Annotated in this window: 23 protein-coding genes; 5 read left to right on the plus strand and 18 right to left on the minus strand. The window is 54.2% G+C overall.

The features are described from left to right. Positions 1–244: 244 nt before the first annotated feature. Both XX99_RS08235 and XX99_RS28615 read right to left on the minus strand, forming a co-directional pair. The gene (locus XX99_RS08235; RefSeq protein ID WP_082125378.1) at positions 245–562 is read right to left on the minus strand and encodes a tyrosine-type recombinase/integrase; all 318 of its coding nucleotides are present in this window, start codon (positions 560–562) and stop codon (positions 245–247) included. After that, complete coding sequence (locus XX99_RS28615) at positions 487–1,497, minus strand: tyrosine-type recombinase/integrase (RefSeq protein ID WP_050058883.1); 1,011 nt, start codon at positions 1,495–1,497, stop codon at positions 487–489. The genes XX99_RS08235 and XX99_RS28615 overlap by 76 nt, the downstream gene beginning before the upstream one ends. Positions 1,498–1,618: 121 nt before the next feature. Between XX99_RS28615 and XX99_RS08245 the strand changes: the two genes are divergently transcribed. Next, positions 1,619–2,251, plus strand: a complete 633-nt coding sequence (locus XX99_RS08245) for a chorismate mutase (protein WP_269430958.1) — start codon at positions 1,619–1,621, stop codon at positions 2,249–2,251. Between the two features lie 18 nt (positions 2,252–2,269). Here the strand turns inward: XX99_RS08245 and XX99_RS08250 are convergent, their stop codons facing one another. The 4 genes from XX99_RS08250 to XX99_RS08260 form a co-directional block, all read right to left on the minus strand. Then, positions 2,270–3,256 (minus strand): zinc-dependent alcohol dehydrogenase family protein, encoded by a 987-nt coding sequence (locus XX99_RS08250; RefSeq protein ID WP_050058885.1) that lies wholly within the window; start codon positions 3,254–3,256, stop codon positions 2,270–2,272. Positions 3,257–3,322: 66 nt separating this feature from the next. Then, positions 3,323–3,583 carry a Clp protease/crotonase-like domain-containing protein gene (locus XX99_RS27680; RefSeq protein ID WP_197081847.1) on the minus strand — a complete coding sequence of 87 codons (261 nt, stop codon included), beginning with the start codon at positions 3,581–3,583 and terminating at the stop codon, positions 3,323–3,325. A gap of 21 nt (positions 3,584–3,604) precedes the next feature. Then, positions 3,605–4,282 (minus strand): enoyl-CoA hydratase-related protein, encoded by a 678-nt coding sequence (locus XX99_RS08255; RefSeq protein WP_197081848.1) that lies wholly within the window; start codon positions 4,280–4,282, stop codon positions 3,605–3,607. 236 nt (positions 4,283–4,518) lie between these two features. Next, the gene (locus XX99_RS08260; protein ID WP_050058886.1) at positions 4,519–4,911 is read right to left on the minus strand and encodes a tautomerase family protein; all 393 of its coding nucleotides are present in this window, start codon (positions 4,909–4,911) and stop codon (positions 4,519–4,521) included. Positions 4,912–5,093: 182 nt separating this feature from the next. On the opposite strand from XX99_RS08260, the gene XX99_RS08265 reads away from it, so the two are divergent. Continuing rightward, entirely contained in the window at positions 5,094–5,960 is an 867-nt protein-coding gene (locus tag XX99_RS08265) for a LysR family transcriptional regulator (protein ID WP_082125379.1), read from the plus strand. A 149-nt stretch (positions 5,961–6,109) separates the two neighbouring features. Further along, complete coding sequence (locus XX99_RS08270) at positions 6,110–6,853, plus strand: RNA polymerase sigma factor (RefSeq protein ID WP_184084839.1); 744 nt, start codon at positions 6,110–6,112, stop codon at positions 6,851–6,853. Positions 6,854–6,945: 92 nt separating this feature from the next. Here XX99_RS08270 and XX99_RS08275 read toward each other — a convergent pair whose 3' ends face one another. From XX99_RS08275 to XX99_RS08325, 11 genes are all read right to left on the minus strand, one after another. Next, positions 6,946–7,569, minus strand: coding sequence for an FMN-dependent NADH-azoreductase (locus XX99_RS08275; protein WP_197081849.1), 624 nt, complete (start codon positions 7,567–7,569; stop codon positions 6,946–6,948). A 101-nt stretch (positions 7,570–7,670) separates the two neighbouring features. Then, positions 7,671–8,018 carry a hypothetical protein gene (locus XX99_RS08280; protein ID WP_050058889.1) on the minus strand — a complete coding sequence of 116 codons (348 nt, stop codon included), beginning with the start codon at positions 8,016–8,018 and terminating at the stop codon, positions 7,671–7,673. A 21-nt stretch (positions 8,019–8,039) separates the two neighbouring features. Next, positions 8,040–8,822, minus strand: coding sequence for an SDR family oxidoreductase (locus tag XX99_RS08285; RefSeq protein WP_050059344.1), 783 nt, complete (start codon positions 8,820–8,822; stop codon positions 8,040–8,042). A 170-nt stretch (positions 8,823–8,992) separates the two neighbouring features. Then, on the minus strand, positions 8,993–9,451 hold the full coding sequence (locus tag XX99_RS27155; protein WP_156185866.1) for a MarR family winged helix-turn-helix transcriptional regulator: 459 nt from the start codon (positions 9,449–9,451) through the stop codon (positions 8,993–8,995). Positions 9,452–9,571: 120 nt separating this feature from the next. Beyond that, positions 9,572–10,279, minus strand: a complete 708-nt coding sequence (locus XX99_RS08295; RefSeq protein WP_050058891.1) for a hypothetical protein — start codon at positions 10,277–10,279, stop codon at positions 9,572–9,574. Between the two features lie 52 nt (positions 10,280–10,331). Continuing rightward, a complete protein-coding gene (gene zwf, locus XX99_RS08300) occupies positions 10,332–11,735 on the minus strand; it encodes a glucose-6-phosphate dehydrogenase (RefSeq protein WP_050058892.1) in 1,404 nt (467 codons plus the stop codon). Positions 11,736–11,855: 120 nt separating this feature from the next. Beyond that, positions 11,856–13,517, minus strand: a complete 1,662-nt coding sequence (locus tag XX99_RS08305) for an FAD-dependent oxidoreductase (RefSeq protein WP_050058893.1) — start codon at positions 13,515–13,517, stop codon at positions 11,856–11,858. An 18-nt stretch (positions 13,518–13,535) separates the two neighbouring features. Continuing rightward, positions 13,536–15,206, minus strand: a complete 1,671-nt coding sequence (gene mdlC / locus XX99_RS08310) for a benzoylformate decarboxylase (protein ID WP_082125380.1) — start codon at positions 15,204–15,206, stop codon at positions 13,536–13,538. A gap of 79 nt (positions 15,207–15,285) precedes the next feature. After that, positions 15,286–16,380, minus strand: coding sequence for an enolase C-terminal domain-like protein (locus XX99_RS08315; RefSeq protein ID WP_050058894.1), 1,095 nt, complete (start codon positions 16,378–16,380; stop codon positions 15,286–15,288). Positions 16,381–16,565: 185 nt separating this feature from the next. Next, positions 16,566–17,663: an L-dopachrome tautomerase-related protein gene (locus XX99_RS08320; RefSeq protein ID WP_221302419.1), complete on the minus strand. Its 1,098-nt coding sequence runs from the start codon at positions 17,661–17,663 to the stop codon at positions 16,566–16,568. Positions 17,664–17,818: 155 nt separating this feature from the next. Then, positions 17,819–18,142, minus strand: coding sequence for a GlcG/HbpS family heme-binding protein (locus XX99_RS08325; RefSeq protein ID WP_269430959.1), 324 nt, complete (start codon positions 18,140–18,142; stop codon positions 17,819–17,821). A 646-nt stretch (positions 18,143–18,788) separates the two neighbouring features. Between XX99_RS08325 and XX99_RS08330 the strand changes: the two genes are divergently transcribed. Then, entirely contained in the window at positions 18,789–19,655 is an 867-nt protein-coding gene (locus tag XX99_RS08330) for a LysR substrate-binding domain-containing protein (protein ID WP_050058895.1), read from the plus strand. A gap of 87 nt (positions 19,656–19,742) precedes the next feature. Then, the gene (locus tag XX99_RS08335; protein ID WP_050058896.1) at positions 19,743–20,567 is read left to right on the plus strand and encodes a fumarylacetoacetate hydrolase family protein; all 825 of its coding nucleotides are present in this window, start codon (positions 19,743–19,745) and stop codon (positions 20,565–20,567) included. Positions 20,568–20,839: 272 nt separating this feature from the next. Here XX99_RS08335 and XX99_RS08340 read toward each other — a convergent pair whose 3' ends face one another. Then, positions 20,840–21,472 (minus strand): cysteine hydrolase family protein, encoded by a 633-nt coding sequence (locus tag XX99_RS08340; protein ID WP_050058897.1) that lies wholly within the window; start codon positions 21,470–21,472, stop codon positions 20,840–20,842. Positions 21,473–21,716 lie beyond the last annotated feature (244 nt).

Genomic DNA, 21,716 nt, shown 5'->3' on the forward strand with positions numbered 1-21,716 from the left:
CACTCAGAGTGGTGCCCTTAGACCCGGTGCATGAGACGGAAGCAGACCGTGAGAAAATTATCTGAAGTTGTAGACTTGCTTGCCATGGAGACTCGTGATGCGTGGTCGAGAGTCGAGCACAGAATGTGGTTGGGCTGACCGCCACGTTCAGCCCAAATCCCCAGTTGGTTCAGAGTTTTTGTGTCAAATCGCGGCGATTCCTACCGATTCGACCGGTTTTGCCGGTTTCTAACCCCTGTTCCGTCTATAAGATAGGGATGGCATGGATGAGGTCATCGGTTCGATCCCGATCAGGTCCACCAACAAATCCTTTCTGACTTGAACTTACGGCACCGCCATTTTTCTTGCAGCTTCTCCGAGGGTGCTGAAGTTTTTTTATCTCCAGTGGCAGCATTAATTCCATCACTTTCAGGCTCGCTTCGCGTTCTTGCTGATCGATCGCGCGGGTGTAAACATCGAGCGTCGTGCGACTGCTGGAATGGCGCATCAACTCCTGTGCGACCTTAATGTCGACACCGAGTGAGCGCAAATTCGTCGCCAGCGAATGAGGGAAGTGTGCCACCCAATCTGCTTGCCAACGACTCCAATCCTAGCTAGCGCGGGCCGAATGCTCTTCTCCAAAATGCTGTCGGGACTGAGAGGTCGGGCGCCCTTGAGCCGTGGCGAAGGGAACAAGAAATCCAGATCCATTGCATAAGGCGATTGTGCGCGCCACACTAACGGAGCATTCAGGACGACCGGGTGAAACGGGACAGGGCGGCAAGACGCCTCGGTCTTCATCTTCCCGAAGCGGTTGCGCACGCAGGACCGCAAGATATTGACCTCCATCGTTCTGGTGTTGAGGTCTAACCATGTGAGCACGATCATTTCCGATCGACGAAGCCCCGTGCTGCCAATCAGCAAGACCATGGCCCGGTCACGTACAGAAAGCTGCTGGACTAACTTCTGGAACTCCTCTGGAGTGAGAACGTCCTTATCGCGGAGGCGACGCTGTGAGGTTCGCACTCGGCTGATCGGGTTGAACGTGAGCCATTGATAACGGATCGCGTGGTTGTACAGTACGGACAAAACACACTTGAGTTTCGCCTTTGACGCGGGCGCCAATGGAAGAGAGTGTAGCCATTCTTCGACTTCTAGTGTCCGAATGGAACCAAGTCGAAGGCTCCCCCATCTTGGCTCAATGTACCGCTTGAACAGATTGCGATGGTTATCGATGGTTGAGAAGGACTTCTTCTCCTGAGTCAGTTCGTGCACTCGATAGTGCGCCGGAAGCTCGCATACTGTGTGTGGCGTTCCAATGTCAAAGTTGATGGAACTGCGAAGTGCAGCGACAGCCTTCTCCGCTTCGCGTTTACTCCGAATTTGAGCTACGCTGCCGATGATCTTCTTCTTGTAGATTCGTTTCCCAGAAGAATAGTCATACCAGCGAAACACCCAAACATCGGAGCAGCCTTTCCTCTTCGCCTTGAAGAGACTCCCTTGCTGATACCTGTTCATTTGACCTCCTTTGTATCCACTCAGCGCATGCTTAAAATGCTCGAATAGACGCGGCACCTCGCGGGACGATCTCGATTGTCTTGCCGTTGGTAAATAAAGCAGCCGCTGCTATCATTAAGATGTGTATACATCTCATCAGCACAACGCGGCTTCTTGTACCAGGCAGAAAGTCCGTTTCAATGTAGCGGTGGCAATCGTCGTAGGGACTATGGCGTGGGGAGCGGCATCGGGCCAAAGTGGAGTCGGTCAGTTCGATCCTTTGGTTAGAACCTCTGCTCGCAGGCTTGCTATTGCGGAACAGGTGGCACTTTCCAAATGGGATAGCGGCGCTGCTGTGGAGGATGCGACACGCGAAGCGCAGGTAATTCAGGGCGCGGTTACGGCCGGCGAAGCCAGGGGCATCGATGCGGCATCCGTCACAAAATTCTTTAGGGCGCAGATCGAGGCGAACAAGGTCGTCCAATACTCTCTGCTGGCCGAATGGAGGAGGCAAGGCAGTGCACCGTCCCACGCCCCGATTAACCTTGCCGGTGTAATACGGCCCGAACTGGATCAGTTGCAGGCAGAACTCGTTGCAGAGTTGGTTGACACGAAGGAGATACGATCCGGGGCGCGTTGCCGGATCGAGGTGGCCACCGCAGTTGGAAAATATGTTGCTGCCCACCTTAACGAGAGATCAACGCTCACTGAAATCGGATTGGATCGTGCGCTCAGCGAGAGTTGCGCTGATTCGGTATCCCAAACCTCTAAGTAGTTCGCGTTGAGGGAGAGATCAGCCAATATCGATGACGATTTTGCCTTTTGCTTTGCCGGACTGCAAGCGGCGGTGTGCGTCGGGGGCGGTATCAAGAGTAAACTTTCCTTCGTCCAGGAGCGGCCGTAGCTTCCCATCGTCGACGAGTTTCGCGATTTCCCTCAGGATTTTTCCATGCCCCTCCCGGCCTTGATTCTCGAGTAGGGGAAGCATCATGAAAATGACGTGAAGCGAGAGGCCCTTTGAGTGTGCTTCGCTTAGGTCCAGTGTAGTGCGGCCGTTCGTGGTTGAAATGCGGCCGTTCGAGGCTGCTGCGGCCAGAGATAGCTCCAGATTCTTGCCGCCGATCGTATCGAACACAACGTCAAAACCGCGTCCAGCGGTGAGACGGTCGACATACTGGCTAACCTTTTCCTGGCGATAATTGATGATCTCGTCGGCTCCGAGACTTCGTGCGATTTCGGAATCCTCGTTCTCAGCTACTGTTGTCGCGATTCGGGCACCGACTGCCCTTGCCAGTTGCAGTGCTACATGACCGACTCCACCGGTGCCCCCATGCACCAGAACATGATCAGATGGAGCTATTTTTGCGCGTTCCAAACCTTGCCATGCAGTAATTGACACCAGAGGTAAAGCCGCGGCCTCGCGCATCAATAAGCACTTTGGCTTCAGGGCGACGAGTCTTGCGTCGGCGACGATGTACTCGGCCAATGTGCCGCCGAAGCCTTTGACTCCGCCGGCGCAACCGTAGACTTCATCTCCCTTGGTAAAGCCGATAACGCCATCCCCTACCTCTTCCACGGTCCCAGCGATATCCGAGCCTAGAATGCCCGGCAGCGCCGGCGCAGCCGAAATGCCTCCCTCCCGGATTTTGATATCGAGCGAGTTTACGGACGTCGCCCTAAGATGAATCAATAGTGTTCCGTCCTCTACGACGGGCTTTGGGACTTCGGTGAGCCTGAAGTTCTCCGGACCGCCAAACGCGGTTAAGAGTTGAGCTTTCATCTTGGGTATTTCTCCTTTGCTGATCCATCCGGTTCAGCGTGACGTCAACCAATCTACCGCGCGACGTCACTTACCCTGATAAACCGGCTTCCTGCCCTCGGCCTCCGCTTTACGACCTTCCTTGAAGTCTTCTGTCCGATAGAGGGCACCATACTGCGCATCCAGCCTGGACAGAGCTGCGGATTCAGACGAGTCAATTGCCAGATGCGCGGACAGAAGCGTGGTCTTGATTCCAAGTGGTCCGCAGGCGGCGATTTTCGTAGCTATATCGACCCCGGCCTGCAAAGCTGTTTCGGGCGTAGGAGCAATCTGTTGCACCAGCCCCATACGATAAGCATCCTCGGCGCCTCAATGATCCCCGGTCAGCATGTAGCGCATGGCATTTCCCCATCCGGCTTCCCGAACGAAGCGAATGGTAGAGCCGCCACCGGGAAACCTTCCGTGGGTATTCTCGTCCTGACCGAATCGTGTGTCTGCGGACGCAACTCGGATATCTGCCACCAGATAGAGTTCGTCGGCCATATTCCATGTGTCCCCATGAACCACCTCGACCAGCGGCTTTGTGAGCTTCGAGCTACCTTTCGCCAATGGGTCTATCGTTCCACGTTCGCTGATCAGAGGACGCCCGGTCGTTGCGAGCGCCTGAAACGCGTTGACATCGATACCGCGGGAAAAGTTCTCTCCATGTCCGAACAGCACAGCGGCACGAAGAGAGGGATCGTGATCGTATTGGTAATAGGCTTTCGCCAGCCCCACGAAGGCTTCAGGATCGAGCCGGTTTTGGATATACGGACGGTTTATACCGATCAGGACGATCTCTCCACGACGCTCGACCGTGACTTTAGCGGCGGAGCTAAGGGGTATATCTCCCATACGGACTACGTCACGATCGGGTTGTTGTCCCCTATCGGAAGTCTGCTCCTCGCCACTAGCGACAGAGGTAAAAGCGGAGAACGTGAATAAACCGCCGAACGCTGCCGCGCCTTTCAATAAGCTCCTGCGCTGAAAAATTCTCGAAAGTGACATACTGTTGGAACTCCCTGCCGAACTGCTTGTCAGTAGTGGGTATGTGACCCCCGCGAGGCGATCCTCATACCTAATCGGTCACTCACACTTCAGCGAGTTATCCCCGTACCGTTTGTGCATTAAGCGCGCTCACACTAGATCAGATAAAGAATGAGTCCAACCTTTCGGAACAATCCAATATCGTTTACGAGAGGTTTTGATAGTCGCGGCTTATGAGGCGTGATCCCACCCCTCAGCTACTGAGCTGTGGTGACATATTGAGCGAGTCCGTTGCCGAACGACCAGTTCTCCTTTGGCACTTCGATGAGGTTGATGAAGACATCTTCTTTGCGAAGTTCAATCCCTTCGTGTAGACGGTCCGCGAGTGCCTTGTAGAAGAGCTGCTTGAGTTCAACAGACCTGCCGCTATTCAGCGTTATCTGAAAGAAAATGCACGCGTCTGATCGATGAATCCCGAGATAATCACGGTCAAAAGGCTGCCCGCTTTTTGGATGTTCCGTTATAACGTAGAACTTGTCATGTTCCGGAACATTGAATACATCCACCAGGGTCTGGTACACGATACCGCCCACCTTAGTGCGATATTCCTCTGACTTTCCTTCAATCAAATCAATCCGAACTAAAGGCATTTTTCCTCCTCGGAGCCTGCTGCTTGATTGGATCGTCCCATTTTTCTTTCGGTTCGATAGAAAATCCAGTGGGTTTTGATAGGCCTGAATTATCGACGGAACACACCCCATGATATCTTGTAGATGTGTATACATCCCTACAAGCAGATGAGGTGTCGCCGAGGACGGGGATTTGAAGATCGATGATTGAAAATCGTCACCTGCGATATTTCAGCGTGCTAGCTCGAACCCTCCACATGACGCGAGCAGCCGAAAAACTGTATCTTGCCCAACCCGCCTTGAGTCAGAATATTCAGCAGCTTGAAGAGGAACTGGGAACGATTCTCATTCAGAGAACGGGACGCAAGTTGTCGCTCACCGCCGCAGGGCAAGTGTTTCTCCATGAAGCCGAGAACAGTCTTCGGCAGTTCGAGCTTGCGAAACTTGCCGCCCAGAGGGCGGGGCGAGGAGAACTGGGTCATATTTCCGTGGGCTTCAACAGCACCGCCGGAATTCAGCTCATCCCAGAGATCGTAAAGACGTTCCGTACCCGATATCCGGATGTCGACATTCGAATGAGGGAGATGGGGATGGACGCCCAACTCGCCGCGTTGCGTTCGGGAGAAATCGACGTGGCGATTACTTACGCTCTGCCAGACGAGGAGTTTTGCACTCGGCAGCTTCCGCCCGAGCCTCTGTTGATCGCACTGAATTCCCACCATCCAATGGCTGACCGGGAAGTGATCTCGTTAGGAGAGCTGACTGACGACGTTTTGATCGTTCCTGCGAGGTATGTCGCCGCGACCCTTTCAAATGCCATCCTCGCACTTTGCGAGAACGCGGGATTCACACCCCGCTATATACAAGAGATAACTACGTGGCCGTCGGCACTTGGACTTGTTGCATTTGGGTATGGCGTTTTGCTCATACCAGCTACCGCCAGTATCCTCGCTCGGCCGGGCGTTGTTATGCGAAGGCTCACCGACGCGCACAGCGAAGTTGGGCTGCTGCTGCTGTGGAAGCGAGGAGACATTTCTTCGGTTGTTGAGCGTTTCCTGGCTCTGTTCTAGCGCCTCGCAACTATAAGCAATTGAAATCAAAACCTCTATCAAACACTATTGGCATTTTGCGGAGCTCGGCTCCATGCTCTATTGCTGAAGGCTGACCTCTGACAACGGGAAATGCGCGCTTTGCCTCAGCACCATCGCGAGACAAGCGGGTGCAACTTGAACGGCGCTCGTCCCTGCTTTCAAGAAAGAACAAGGGCGGCCTGGCGGCGAGCCTCGTCGATCACACTGGGAAAAACACAAGAAAAGGCATACGCATGCGGACGACTGGAGCCAATACAGAGCTGTTGTTGGTAAGTTCCGAGCCGACCTGCACAGAGACCATGCTCGTGCTCGCAGCGAAATCGGGCGATGATGAGGCGTTTACGCAATTGTGCAAGCGCAGCTCAAAACGCGTGCTCTTGACCATCCTGCGGATCACCAAAAACCAGGAGGATGCCGAGGATGCTCTTCAGGACGCGACGCTTCGGGCATTCAGACGCCTGGAAAGTTTTGATGGCAGATCAAGTTTTACAACATGGTTCACCCGAATCGGGATAAATTCGGCTCTCATGGTCCTTCGGCACAAGAAGAGGCACTCCGTGGTGTCTCTTGAAGAGCTCTGGATCAATAAAGAAGGGGAGTCCATCGGTGAGGTTCCCGATCACTCTCCGAGCCCGGAAGAACTCTATGCCAAGGAGGAACAAGGGCAGCGGCTGTGGAAAGCAATTAGCAGCCTGCCGCCGAGCCGGCGCTCGATCTTCGAAATGCACTTCATCCGCGGCCATTCGCTGCGCGACGTGGCTTTGGCGAACGATCTTTCGATCTCGGCGACCAAGTCCCGGCTCTCCCGTTGCAAGCCAAGACTTCTAAATTCCATGGAGCGGGTGCTATACAGGCCCGCCTCCAAAGCCTGACAGTGAAGCGCATCAATGTCGATGATCCGAAACGAACTCTGACTCTTGTGCCCAGATACCATCCACCCGCAGGATTGACGGATCGAGCGTGTTTAAAGCGACAGTGCAAGAGCTGAAGCCGCCGATCGACCGGCGTCGCGGGCAGCTTTATCCATCTCAGCCCCAAACAGTGTCTTCTCGATCACGACGGTGTGAACATCCTCGATCCCGACCATACGGGACCATGTCTTCAGATACGCGGTTTGGTGGTCGAAGTCATGAACTGGAAAATCGCCACCGAGCTGTGCCCCGCGCGCAGCTATTACGACGACTTTCTTCCCGCACAGCAGGCCGAGCAATCCCCGCTCGTCGAATGTGAAGAGAATGTCCTTGTGAGAGACAGAGTCGATCAGGTGCTTCAATTTGTAAGGAATACCGAAGTTCCACATCGGGACACTGAAAAGGATCACGTCTGCGCAAATAAAGAGATTGGCCAGGCCCTTGATCTGGCTCCATGTCTTCTCTTGGTCGCGCGTCAATTCCTTCCCTTCGAGGCCAGCATACTTTGCGCTCAGCGCTTCTCCGTCGAATTCAGGAAACTGAGTCTCCCAAACATTGAGGGTTTCGACGACACCGTTGGGATTCTTTACCAGCCACGCATCAATGAATGCATCTGCTACTTCGATGGATGCCGAACGCTCTTTACGCGGCGAGGAGATGACGTGAAACAAGTTCATAATTCGAAAGCCCTTCCAGCTCCGATGATATAGGTCTTTCCTTCATCTTTCGTCTGGGAGCTTTCGACACGCCGGCTGGTTTCAGAAAGAGCAGGCCGATTTCATCTTCTCAATGGATGATGCAAATAGATCATGAGAAAGGGAAGAAGAAAAAAGGGGATTTCGATCAGCGCTCCCTTGAGATGGCGAACTCGCAACTGCAATATCGTCACAATGAAAATAAGGCTGGCGCCGAGAAGATTGCCAGCAACAAACGTGGCAGGGAAAACAACCAGGACACCAGAGACCAGCACGAGAAACCCGAGAACTATTTGTCCAGTTCGCCCCAACCGCAATTCTTCTGCCATCGCCCTCGCTTGAGGGGAAGAGCTCAACATTCCCCAACCATGTCTGACCGAAAGAATGAATGTGAGGAGAATCAGTGCGGCGCTTAGAACTCTGAGTGCCATGCCAGCCTTTCGTTCCTTAAGTTAAACCTTCGTCTCCGTCAGCATGGTTTCGACGGGGCCACTCGCCGCTTTGACCATGATATTGGGTGCGATTCTGGATCCGGCCCGCAAAACCTTGCTCAGGCCAGGAAGGATCTCTGGTTTATCCTTCCGCAATCCTCCGATTGCGACTGTCACCATTTTCTTGAGACCCATCATCGGGGCACCCTTCAGGTCCGCGGCAGTAAATGCTCCCTGCAACGGGGTGTCCGTTGCGGGGGGAGCTAACTCGAACACCTTGATTTTGGTGTTCTTGAGTTGAACACGCAGCGATTGCGTAAACGAATGGATACCCGCTTTTGTTGCGCAGTAGATAGGCGAGATTGGAAAGGGACTGAAGGCTAGTCCGGAGGACACGTTCACGATGGCGGCGCTAGGCTGGGCGATCAGTAACGGTAGAAACTGCTTCACCATACGTATCGGACCCATCAGATTCGTCTCGATCTCCAGGCTAATATCTTTCAGATCACCCCCCGCGTCCTGAAGGTTGATCTTCCGCATGATGCCTGCGTTATTGATCAGCACATTGAGACCCGGAAAACGTTGAACTACGGTCTGATAGAGCGATGCGATTGCTTGCGGATCATTGACATCACTTTGGATACCGTGAAAATCCGGATGGTCCATTGCGATCTTTTGCAGCTTGGACGCATCCCGGCCAGTAATAATCACGGTGTTCTTGAGCGCCAAAAGTTGAAGCGCCAATTCAAGTCCGATGCCGGACGTCGCTCCCGTAATCAGAATCGTGTTCGCAGAAAGCTTCATGAGCGCAGTTTCTCCGTGCATCGCCTCTCTCGATCGGCGTATGCGTTATCTAACCAATGTGCCTGTTGACAACAATCGCAATAGTTCTTAAAGAATCCGGATCCAAATCGTCGAGTTTGGCCGTGTGTTTTGCACGGATAATCCAGCTACATACGCGGAACGAATGGACATTAGTCAGCTGCGGACTCTGACGTTTGTTCGACACAATCTGCGAGCCGATTGAGTTCCTGCATGAATGCGGCGTATTCCTTGGAGCCAAAGCTGCTGATAATTCGATTCTGAATCTGATCCCATCCCGAACCGGCACTGGTCAGAAGCCGATTTCCTTTTTTTGTTATCTTCGCCGTCTTACTTCCGGTCGATGGCCCATCTGCAAGCACGACCCATCCATCGCGAATCATCGGGTTGAGAGCCCTGTACAGGGAGGTCTTCTCCAGCTCGAGTTCATCAGCAACCCTTATAAGCGGTTCCCCGGCCCGACGTGAAATGCACCGCATTACCGCCAGCTGGGTAATGTTGAGACCTGAATCAGAGAGTGCTGCATCATAGTGGCGCCCTAGAATTCGGGATAGCTTCTTCACTGTGGTGCAGGCGCAAGGAATAGAGCCGGGCTTGTTCGATGTATACACATCTGCTAGACTACCTACTCAAGTTGACACAGTCCAGCATTGATTCGGAGTTGGGTTCTGGGGACGACCCAGAACCCAATTTTCACGATGACTCATTGAACACCTATTCCCACGGTGCTCTTAAGGATGAACGGCGCCCGGGATCACCTTGAGTTTCGATCCGGGCGAAGCCACCGGCATCAGAATGATTGGGTGGTCTCGCTCAAGAGCCTCCACAAATGGCCCGCCGTTGTAGACTTCATGACTGACGCCGGCAAGCTCTTTGGGATTAGGCAGAATTACCATCACGTGGGGTCCGACAAAATACGGCACTTTGCCTGGAGGAGAAGTGGTAAACGAAGGATCTCGTTGGTCGAAGGCCTCGCCGCCCTGAAGCATATAGGCCAGCCCAACGTGATCGATTTTGGCAGGCCGTTTTTCCATACCGGCATGCATCCACTCCAACCAGACAGCGTCGAGACACATCGGATCATTCGCTGGCGTTACCGGCCAATCTGGGAAGCAAGTCCATCCGTTGTTTCCCTTTCGAAGAACAATCGGCTCATCTCCCTCCTTCGCCGGCCAACCAAGAATCGTCGCATTCTTCGCAATCCCCGTCGGGCCTGCACTTTCGGCATTTGCAATGAGCGCAGCTTTGTTGGCGGCGCCGGTCTTGGTAGTCTGTGCTCCGCCGTAGGCCACAAAGCACGTCAAGACCGCAACGACTGCTGCGTATCGTGTCGCTTTAGGTTTGCGGCTGTTTTTGAGACGGGTATTGACAATAGAAGTCGTGGTCTTGTCGTTGGCTGCGAGGACTAAATCGGTGATGTTCTTAAAATCATTCAGCATTAGTGCCTCCTTTGTTGGTCAAAACTTGTGAAGGTCTCAGTGAGACCGAGAACTATAAGTCCACTAGCCGAAAATCATCGGCAATCTCCCGTCTGGGAATATGCCAGCCGCCCGGCGGAGTGACTGCCTCACGGCTCGGTCCCCAGGTGTGGGGTTCGTAGGGGACCACCGGTACTGGGCTTTGAAGGATCGGGTCGACAATTCGCCACGCCTCCTCGACATAGTCCTGGCGCGCAAAGAGCGTCGGATCGCCGGCCATCGCATCCGTCAACACTCGTTCGTAGGCTTCCATCTCCCGAGATTCCGCGTGTCGAGTGGCGATCAACTCTACTGCACGCCGCTTTGTCTCCTCGCCTGGAGAGGCCACAGAAACGGCCATTGCAATAGTCATCTCAGGGCTGACGCGAAAGCGTATGTAGTTGTGGGGGCACGCTGCTTCATTGAATTTCGTAGCGGGAGTCCTCCGCAAACGTGCGACCACCTCCGTGCAGGTGGTCGGCAGATTCTTTCCGGATCGAAGATAGAAGGGAACACCTTCCCAGCGTGGCGTGCCAATAGTCACCTTGAAAGCTCCGAACGTCTCGACCGTTGAGCCGGGCTTCACACCCGGCTCATTCAGGTAGCCAATGAACTGCCCGCGCACGACATCTTCCTGTCGCATAGCTGGAATGGCCTTGAGTACCCGAACTTTCTCGTCACGAATGGACTCGCTGTCGCCGTTCGCGGGCGCCTCCATTGCGAGGTTGCAGAGTACTTGAAAGAGATGGTTTTGCATTACATCTCGAATTGTTCCTGTCTGGTCGTAAAACGCGCCGCGTCCCTCAACTCCAAAGTCCTCAGCCATGGTGATCTGAATGCTCTCGATGTGCTCCTTGCTCCACAGCGGCTCAAGAAAACAATTGGCGAAGCGGAAGGAAACCATGTTGTGAACGGGCCCCTTGGCCAGGTAGTGATCAATTCGATAGATAGAAGATTCCGGGAATTCCGAAAGGAGGATTCGATTGAGATCCTGAGCCGAGGCCTGGTCATGACCGAAGGGTTTTTCGATGACCGCGCGTGCTCCATGGGAACATCCGCTTGCGGCGATTTGCTTGACTACCGTGTCAAACATCAAGGGCGGTATCGCCAGGTAGTGAGCTGGGCGCTGTGACGCTCCAAGCTCCCTCCGAACCTTTACGAACGTTGCTGAATCGGTATAGTCACCGTCCACGTACCGCAGTAATTTACTGAGCTGTACGAAGGCAGTGTTGTCCAATCCGCCGTGCTTTTCCAAGCTGTCCTTGGCTCGCGCTACGAATTGATCGAGAGTCCAGCCGGCTCTCCCGACTCCGATCACTGGGACATTGAGTGTTCCACGCAGTACCATCACTTGAAGTGCAGGAAAGATCTTTTTATAGGCAAGATCTCCCGTTGCCCCGAAAAATACAAGTGCGTCCGAATTGGTAGTAGCAGTCATTGGGTCTCCGTCATTTCCAGGTAGAACGGTCATCGTTTGCTAAACTCGCCGCGGCAGAGGCGCGCCGTTTCTCGCTCCGTCGGCATTACAGTCGTCCCGCACTACAGCTCACTCGTGCAGCTATGCAATTGCAAGATCAGCATGCTCCTCAAGAGCAAGGAACTGATGAATGAAGGCAATCGCCATACTGCCTTCACCGACACCACTTGAAACTCGCTTGATAGAGCCGTGCCGCACATCGCCCGCGCAAAAGATCCCAGGCAGACTCGTCTCCAGCATGAAAGGCTCCCGACCCTTCGGCCACTTCTCAATATCGCGGCCAGTACAAACAAATCCGTTAACATCGCGCTGAATCGCTTCTGGCAGCCATTCGGTTCGCGCGCGAGCACCGATCATTACAAACAGAGCATCCGCTGGCCTTTGAACGAGCGCTTTCTCCTGAGTAATGGTGGATATCGATTCCAAACAATCTGCTCCATGTGCAGACTCCACCCTCGTGAAAGTTTCGACAGCGATGTTTCTGGATTGAGCCAGTTGATCAATCAAGTACTGTGACATCGTGGATGCGAGCCCTGCCCCGCGAACAAGGATCGTCACCGACTCCGCGTAGCTGGAGAAAAATATGGCCGCCTGGCCTGCCGAGTTCCCCCCGCCAACAATGAAAACCTTCTTTCCCACGACGGTCGCGGCCTCGGTTCTAGCAGCACCGTAGAGGACGCCTTTTCCCTGAAGCCGATCAATGCCCTCAGCTTCCAGCCTGCGCCAATCAACGCCGGTTGCAAGAACAGCAGCCTTCGTCGTGACCTTACTTCCGCCATCGAGTTCGACGCGATAGCCGCCCGGCACCGTTTCAATCTGTTGCACATCTCGGGTCATTACCATCTCCGCCCCGAAGCGAGAAGCCTGTTTCAATGCCCGTGAACTCAAGTCGTCTCCGGAAATACCATTGGGAAAGCCGAGATAGTTTTCGATCCGGGACGATGTGCCTGCCTGGCCCCCAGCAGCGTTTCTCTCCACCAGGAGAACTCGCAGACCCTCAGATGCTCCGTACACCGCAGCCGCAAGCCCCGCAGGTCCGCCCCCCACTACAACTACGTCGTAATTACTGTCGGCAGGTGCAGTCCCGATTCCTAATGCGTCCGCAACTTTGCGCACAGTCAGCGGTGCGTCGATGAGAACTGATTTATCCACTAGCACGAACGACCCACTCAAGCCTGCGGGCACATATGCGGGGATACGATCAGTCTCTCGCCCACTATCACACCATTCGTAAGGAATTCGGTTCAGAGACAGGAAGACTCGGATGTCACGACACTCGGCGTCGTATTGTGAGCCAACGACGAGGGCGCGCAGAGGATTGTTGTCACGGGTATAGTCGCGGATCGCCGTGACCCGCTTCATCATCACTTGCACGACCAGATTGCTACACTCCAGCGAAGAGTCAATCAGTTCTTTGAACAGCATCCGATCGAGCCTGACGACTCTCGAAGCTTCGTGTGCGCGTAAGGACGCTATCGTCGGAGAATCAAGCAGAATCGAGGTCTCCCCAAAGAAATCACCGGGATAGTATTGCCAACTCGCGTCGCTCTTTCCGCGATGCTCCTTCTCGATCTCTACGCAGCCCTGGAGTAAAACGAAAAACCAGGGCACCTCCCCTTCTCTTATCAGCCAGTCGCCTTTTGGGACGTAGAGATCTGCTGCATTGTGGGCTACGCGGTGGCGTAACTCTTCGGACAGGCAAGCAAAGAACGGAATTGTTTTGAGTTCATCAGGTTGAATCATTTCATTGCCTCGATTCCTCTATGCCTCTTGCCTTTGCAGGCTTTGGCTATCCGCGATCGGTTCATCGGAGTACTGCGTCTTGGGACCGATCTCGCCGAGAAGCGGCAGAAGGGTCGCGTCGACCTCCACCTGCAGGACATATGGCCCAGGGAAGGCAAGACCTTTCAAAATTGCTGCTTCCAGCTCTGACGGTTTAGACACGTAATCGCCTTCACATCCGTAGCCTTTCGCAAGTTGCACGGTGTCGATACCGGGAAGGTCGAAGCCGGGGACTTCCGGTGCGACTAGATAGGTGCTGAAGGCCTTCAGGATGTTGTATGCGTGGTTGCGCAGAATGATGTAGAAGACGGGTAGCTTGTGCTGCGCCGCGGTCCAGAAAGACTGGATCACATACTGCGTCGCACCATCCCCCATCAGGCAAATCACTTTACGATTCGTGCCAAGATCCCGCTCTGCCAAAGCCACGCCGCCTGCCGCGGGGAGACCGTAGCCGAGGACACCGCTAAACATCGAAAAGAATGATCTCGGTTGAGAGATTCGGATGCGGTCATGCAAGGGACCGAGTGTAGACAGTGATTCCTGCACAATGACCGAATTCTTCGGACGAAGCTTCTCAACCGTGTGGTAGAGATAGTCGGCCGTGATAATTTCGCCAACCGTCGGTTCCGGACTCGGCGGCAACGGCAGCGGCGCCTTGCGCCAGGTTACAGGAAGCAGTTCTACGAGAGTTGCGCAGGCGCGCGCGGGATCACAAACAACGCTATCCCCGACAACAGCGCGTGCGGTCTCTTCTGCACTGTCACTGAGGTGTATAAGTTTAGTGCCCTGCGGCAGCGGATGGCCCGGTGCGTAAGGATAATAGCGGAACACTGGCGCGCCAATAACTACGACCAGGTCATATCCTTCGAGTTGCTTACAGACGGAACTCATACCACTAAGCAGCCCGCCCTGATAGAGGGGATGGTTTTCCGGAAAACCGGGCCGGCCCTCAAACGGCGCCGCCCAGACAGCAGCTTTCACTTTTTCTGCTAACGCGATCGCGTCATACCATCCCCCGGTTTGGTCTATCGCACCACCGAATACAAGTGCAGGGGTTTTCGCTGCTGCCAGTGCATCGGCCACAGGCTGCAACACATCTTTTCCAGCGGAGAGGCGAGGTTCGACGATGCGGAGCTGAGGCAATACCGGACACTCCTTGTCCATGTCGTCCATGGGAAGAGAGAGATACACAGGTCCAGCGGGCGCCTGTATTGCGGTTGCGTAAGCTCGAAAGAATGCCGCAGGAACATCCTCAGCACGAGCGGGCTCATAGCTCCACTTCACCCACGGCTGGGCCTGTTGGTAGGGATTCTTGTTTGTCAGGTACGGCTCATGGATTAACATCTCCCGCATATGCTGTCCGGCGGTGATGATCATGGGCGTTCTGTTATAAAAGGCAGTTTCGATATTGCCCATGCCATTCCCACTACCTGCAGCGGTATGCAGATTCACATGCGCCACCTTGCCGGATGCCTGGGAGTAAGCATCCGCCATCGCAACAGCCACGGATTCCTGCAATGCGAGCACATACTGAAAATCTGAAGGGAACTCTTTCAGCATCGGCTCTTCTGTAGAGCCGACATTGCCGAAGATCTTTGTCATATCGAGCTTCCTCATCAGTTCAAATAGAACTTCCCTGACCGTCGCCATTTCTCTCCTCATTCGTAGACTGTTGGGGACTTAGAACTCCCTCGCAGCAGTACTCGAGGAGGAGGTCGTAGTCGATTGACTAGGCTTTCAGCGCGTACTTCGCGATGGCTTTTTCGTTCCAGCCGATCCCGGTTCCTGGCTTGTCGAGCGCGGTGATTTGACCTTTGATGGGTACGGTGGGCTCGGACAGGATTGGATTAGCCCAGTCGACCCACTCCAACCAGTGCGCCGTAGGAGTGACCCGAAGAAGATGGGCAGAGATTTCCGGATACACATGATTGGACATTTGAATCCCGGCAGCCGCGGCAACCCCCGCCGTCCTCATCCATCCGCTGATACCTCCTATACGCATGAGGTCGGGCATCACGTAGTGCACCGCCTTCGCCTGTAGGAAGTTCATCAAATCGCGCTCACCATAAAAGTTCTCGCCCATCTGGAGAGGGGTCGTCACGCGTTTTGCAATCTCTGCATAGCCAGCGATGTTGTTGTAGAGGATCGGTTCTTCCAACCAATAGAGTCCTTCATTGTCGAGATCGCAACACCGCCTAATGGCATCTCCAAGACCCAAGGCTTGGTTAAAGTCCACCATGATGTCGACTTCTGCCCCGACCGCATCTCGAACGGCATGAATCGCTGCGAGGTCGTCGCGCAGTCGCTCATTACCGAGGCGAAGCTTCGCTGCTGTGAACCCGCCTTCCGACAGGAGCTCCTTTGCTTCAGCGCCCAAAGTGTCTACGCTGTGCCTCCACAGGCCATTGCTGTTGTAGGAACGGATAGGACCGATGCTTCCTCCGAGCAGACACGCCAAGGGGAGTCCAGCTTCTTTAGCGAGTGCATCCCAAAGGGCCATATCAACTGCAGCAGTCGCAAGAGTAGAAACACCGCTCACCCCCACGACGTTGAGTGCCTTTTGCACAACCTGAAAGGCGTCGAAGGGTTCCGAACGGCCTGCTAGTTGAGTAGCGATATCGCGGATCTCTGCAATGATTGCCGTTACAGCGTGTTCGCGATATGGCGCGATATAACTCGACCCGATGATGCCGCCCTCTAACTCTAGATCAACAAGGATCAAGGGCCATTGAGCAAACGTACCAATGTCTGCGATGATCGGCCTGCGAAGCGGGACAAGGACAGCGCGTACGTTCGCGCGTTTAAGACGGCTCACCGAACTCATGATGTTCCTTTCGTTTCGGGCCCCCAGGCACCGAAAAGGTGTTGAGCATGACGCAAACAGCGTCACCGTGGACGCCTTCGGCGCTAATTCATGCGTTGACACACGTCGACTGTGGCGTCAAAGAAAGACGTCTCGATCGATGCATGTCAACTGAAAGTGAGGGCCTATAAGAGTACGGCCGTCCGCTATTTCAATAGCACGGGACCAGCATCGATCTTCACGCGAAACAATATGTATGGCTTCTCGCGCAAATCCTGACCTTCGTGGAATTGTGGCTGGCGAGGGAACTGGTTCGCTGTGAAGTACAGGTAGCCATCGGACGCAACAGAGAGCGTGTCCGGCCAGAGAACCCTTGGATTGTGAACGATTGTTTTCCACTCCCCGTTGGTTTGCATCTGACGAATACTGTTGTGTTCGTAGTCGCCGGCATAAACTCTTCCCTTATCGTCGCTCTCAAGGCCATCCGAGGCACCCTTTTCACCTAGGTCGACTACAGCCTCAGAGATAGTCTTGCTGTTGTCAGCGGTATCCAGGAGAAGTTCGGTCGGAACGGAGTATAGATGCCTGCTTGACAGCGGACAGTAGTAGAGCGTTCTTCCGTCGGAGGACAAGGCTATGCCGTCGGATGCAATGCTGAGGGGTACCGGGGCCTTCCCCTTCTCTCTTGTCGCGAGCCGCTCCCCTTCGACGATAGGGACGAAGGACAGGTCGGGCGAAGTAGACCGATGGCCCGTGAGCTTGCGCCAGCTATTTCCGCTTTCGAGATCAACCACAATGATGCCGCCTGGGCCATTAGCGGACGAATCCGTGATATAGGCAACGCCACCTTTACCCTTCCGCAGGTCGAAGCGCACATCATTGAGATAGGTTGTGGGTAGAACCGTCGTAGCGGGAAGGACGATACTCTTCACGACTTTATTCGTGACCAGGTCCACAGCGATTAGCTTGGCCGCACCTACCAGAGGTGTCGTAAACTTCGGAGCAGCCGTGTCCAGTATCCACAAGCGATTTGCCGCATCGACGACGACGCTCTGTACACTTCCCAGGGTCTCCCCAGGGTGCGCCGGATCGAATGTATTGATGTGCTGATCGGGATAGGCCACGACTTTGCCATCCTGAATCACACCAACCGTGAAGGGGACCCCATCTCCCCATCGGGGGAAGTTCAGGAAGATTCTTCCGTCGGCGGCAACTGTTACCCCCGTTGGCATTGCGTCAAAAAAGCGAAAGACCGGCTCGATACTTCCGATGCTGCGATCAGTCGCAATTTTGTCGTTGGACACACTTTCTTGGGGATTTACTGAGTTTTGCATATCACCTCCGCGTGACTGAGAATGGGCTAGCTGCCAGAAACTCAGAGACAGTGCTAATCCGAATGCCAAAGGCGCACAGACGATCTTCATGTGCGTACCGCAAACATTGAAAAAGTGCGACATAATCAGGACTCCAGCGAGGCTAATAACGCATCGCGTCCGGCTTCGGCAACTGCAACATCCTGCTCCGTGGTGCCGGATCCGACGCCTATGGCGCCGAGTAACTCACCCTTGTAAATAATGGGGAATCCGCCACCAAGATTTGTGATTCCACCATGGCTGGCGAAGGCGAGGTTGGCGCCGAACTCAAACGGGATGCCACCCGTGGGAGCTCCGAGTGCAGCCGAAGTAGTAGCCTTGGCGATCGCAGGTTGAACGGCCAGGACTGCCGCTCCATCGATACGGGCATAGGCCAATAAATTTCCACCGCGTCTACGACTGCAATGCACTCGGGTGCGGAAATTTCCATCGACTTTGCGACTGCAGCCGCGATGACTATCGCGGCACCGGCATAGGTCAACTGATTGCGGCTTTGGAAAAATGCTGTCTTCGACATCTCAGGATCTCCTCGTAATCTAGAGATCGCGTGCGGCTTCTGCAATCTCACGAATGAGATAAGAATGCTCTTATTGGAGCGAACAGACCAATACTGTTTGCGATGTCTTATGATCGCTTCTGCTTATACAAGCGATTGCGAAGATATGACGCTTGCAGGCTGCTCCGACATTCTCTGGGGAGGGGCCATTCTCGCCCATGAAATCAGCTCATTCTAGCTATTCGCGTTCCGCAATTCTCGCTACGAGGCATAGATTGAGGGCGATTGCGAAATCGACATAGTCGCCATGAGAACATTTCATGCTCTTTAAGTGAACGATTCGACTCCATATCTATACACCGCAAGTTCGGAGCTCCAGACCGGAACGCTTGAGCTGTCAAAGGGATAGTTCGTGGAGATGTGCCGACCCAGCAATGAACTGGTGGTGAGTCGCAGAACACAGTATGCACTGAATGCAGATTAGATTTCTTCAACTTTCGATGCGTCCGCGAGGCGCTAATCGGGATGGATACCAAAACAGAAAGGCAGGCTGCCGGTCCATGATTGAGAATCGTCATCTTCGCTACTTTAGCGTTCTGGCTCGCACACTCCATATGACTCGGGCGGCGGAACAATTGCATATCGCGCAGCCGGCGCTGACACAAAACATTCAACAGCTTGAAGAAGAATTGGGAATATCCCTGATCCACCGAAACGGTCGCAAGCTGTCTCTAACGGTGGCCGGGGAGGTCTTCCTCCTCGAAGCAGAGCGTAGTCTCGAAAAGTTCGAGGGCGCGAAGTTCGCTGCTCAGCGCGCAGGTCGAGGCGAGCTCGGACACATAGCGATCGGCTTCGGAACGGCTGCCGACGTCGTTGTGGTACCTCGATTGGTAAAGAGCTTTGCGGACCACTACCCGGATGTTGCGATTCAGCTCAAGGAAATGGGAAGCGACGATCAGGTTCTTGCATTGCGGAGTGGGGAGATCGATATCGCGATCTCCTATACAACGCCCAACGCGGAATTCAATCATCGCGAACTGCCGCCTGAGTCATTGATCGTGCTCCTGAACGACCAGCATCGCCTTGCGAAGCAAAATTCCATTGATATCGCAGATCTGAGACAAGATCGGTTGATTTTGCCCTCCAAGAATGTAGCAGCGACCCTCTCAGAAGCAGTCATGCTTGAATTTGCGGGATATGGCCTTAAGCCACGGTCGATACAAGAGGTGGCTACTTGGCAAACAGCGATCGGGCTAGTGTCCGTGGGTGTCGGAGTGTCGATTATGCCAGTCTCGGTGTCCGCATACACGCGAGAAAATGTCGTAACTCGTCCAATCAAAAATCCCGGTCGCGAAGTGCGACTGCTGCTTTCGTGGCAGCGAGGGAATGTTTCCTCTGTTGCTCAGCATCTAATATCCGCGATCTGATTCGGGCAAGTCGTTGAACACTGCCGCGTTCAAATGACTCCCTACCAAGTCCTTCATTGGCCACGCAAAACAAGAGGAGAAAGATTCATGCAACAATTTGCACGTATCCGTCAGGCAGCAACCACGATTCCAGTACTCATTCGCAATCAAACTCTTTTGGATCTTCGGCCGATTGTCTCTGACATCACGCCCGAGACGATTGCAAGCGGTAGCTTGACGAAGATCGAGGCTGGCGAACTCAAGGAGCTTTCAGGTGAAGTCACGTATTTGGAGCCAATCGCTGGGATTCGGCAGGTCGCGGCAACTGGGTTCAACTACAAGAAGCACATTGAAGAACTGAAGGTACCTGCCCCTACCGAGCCCGAGGTCTTCCTCAAATCAACGCTTTCCCTAACTGGCCCTCTCGACCCTATTCGCCGCGGCCCAAGTGTGGGCGCGAAGCTGGATTGGGAGACGGAATTAGCAATCGTCGTCGGACGCGAAGTGCAGGACATCGATGCAGTCGACGCCGCAGAATACATCTTTGGCTACACTTGCATTAACGATATCTCCGACCGAGCGACCCAAGTCGATGCAGCGCATGTACAGCATCTGGTTCGTGCGAAATCTCGCCCTACTTACGGCCCGATCGGTCCGTATCTTACAACCGGTATTGATGCGATGAGCCTCGACGTCTGGACCAAACTCAACGGGAATTACGAGCAGCAAGGGAATACCAGCGATATGCTGTTCCACATCCATGAGATGCTTGCTTACTTTTCTCGCTATATGCGGCTTCTTCCGGGGGACATTCTGGCGACTGGCACACCGCCAGGAGTCGGCATGGGAAAGAACCGGTACATGGCAGTCGGAGATATCCTGGAGTGCGGCATCACCCATCTGGGAGCCCAGCGGCACGAGATCATCGCCTAGCAGCGCGTTTCTGGAAGTCGATCTGATTCGGATATCAACGCGGCGACAATCTTTTGTCGCCGCATTGATTGTAGGACGCTGTCGAAGGATCGCTCGAGCCAATGTGAGAATGGTTTCTTGGTGCATGCGCGTTAACAATGACGTTCACGAATAACGTTGGCGGCACCTGGAATTCGGAGGATAACCCAGGGAGGGGGCTCAATTGCAGGCACAATGGGTGCCGCTGCAAGAGAGCAAGCCTCCTCCCTGTGTAGTCTAGGGAGTATGGGATGCTAAGCAGTTTTCGGCTGAAGTTCGGCGATAAATTGAAGATGCGTGAGTGGACGTGAGAACATCCAGAAATTCTTCTCTACCGCCGCTCGCTGCTCCTCTTCGCCGATCGTGGCCGTGCAGTCCGTCAGGGTGACGACATCGTAGCCCTTGTCGTACCCAGTACGGGCTGTTGATTCGACACAGCAGTTCGTCAGCAGGCCGCCTATCGCGATCGTCGTAATGTTACGGCGCCGAAGGATGAAATCGAGATTCGTGGTTGTAAAACCGTCGAAGCCTCTCTTTCCCTCAACGATGATATCGCCCGCCTGCCGAGGGAGAGCATCGACGATCTCCGCCCCCCATGTCCCCTTACGAAAGGCGTTTGCCTCAATGACTTTTTTCAGGAGTCCGTATGGGTTCGGTCCGAGTTCACCAAAGCCGTCGGCGAACGTAATCGGAAGGAACATGATGGTCGTGCCCAATGCACGCGCCTTTTCGACGAGTTTTGCGGTGTTCGCTAGCATGTTACTGCTCGCGACGACGTCCTTGACTCCGCTGTGCATCGCACCCTTCGGCGATAGAAAGTCGTTTTGATACTCAATTAGCACCAATGCTGCCGTCTTCGGATCCACCAATTGTTTGTTTTCTGCCATGAGCTTTATCCTTTTCTATCGTCCTGGAGCGAGCGGTAGATGTATACACATCTTCTACCACCGTGAAGGACCGTTCTCGACGCGGCTCAGTTCGACATGAGTCCGTTGGGTCTGGTTATTCTGGCGACCTTCCGAAATGATGAAGATCGGTGAATCGATGGGATCTCATTTGAAGAGTAGCGACGGAAATTATGACGCTACCGCCACTACAGGTCTCTCGTTGCCACCAGAAGGGGCTAGTCAT

The organism is Silvibacterium bohemicum, assembly GCF_001006305.1.
Taxonomy (GTDB): domain Bacteria; phylum Acidobacteriota; class Terriglobia; order Terriglobales; family Acidobacteriaceae; genus Silvibacterium; species Silvibacterium bohemicum.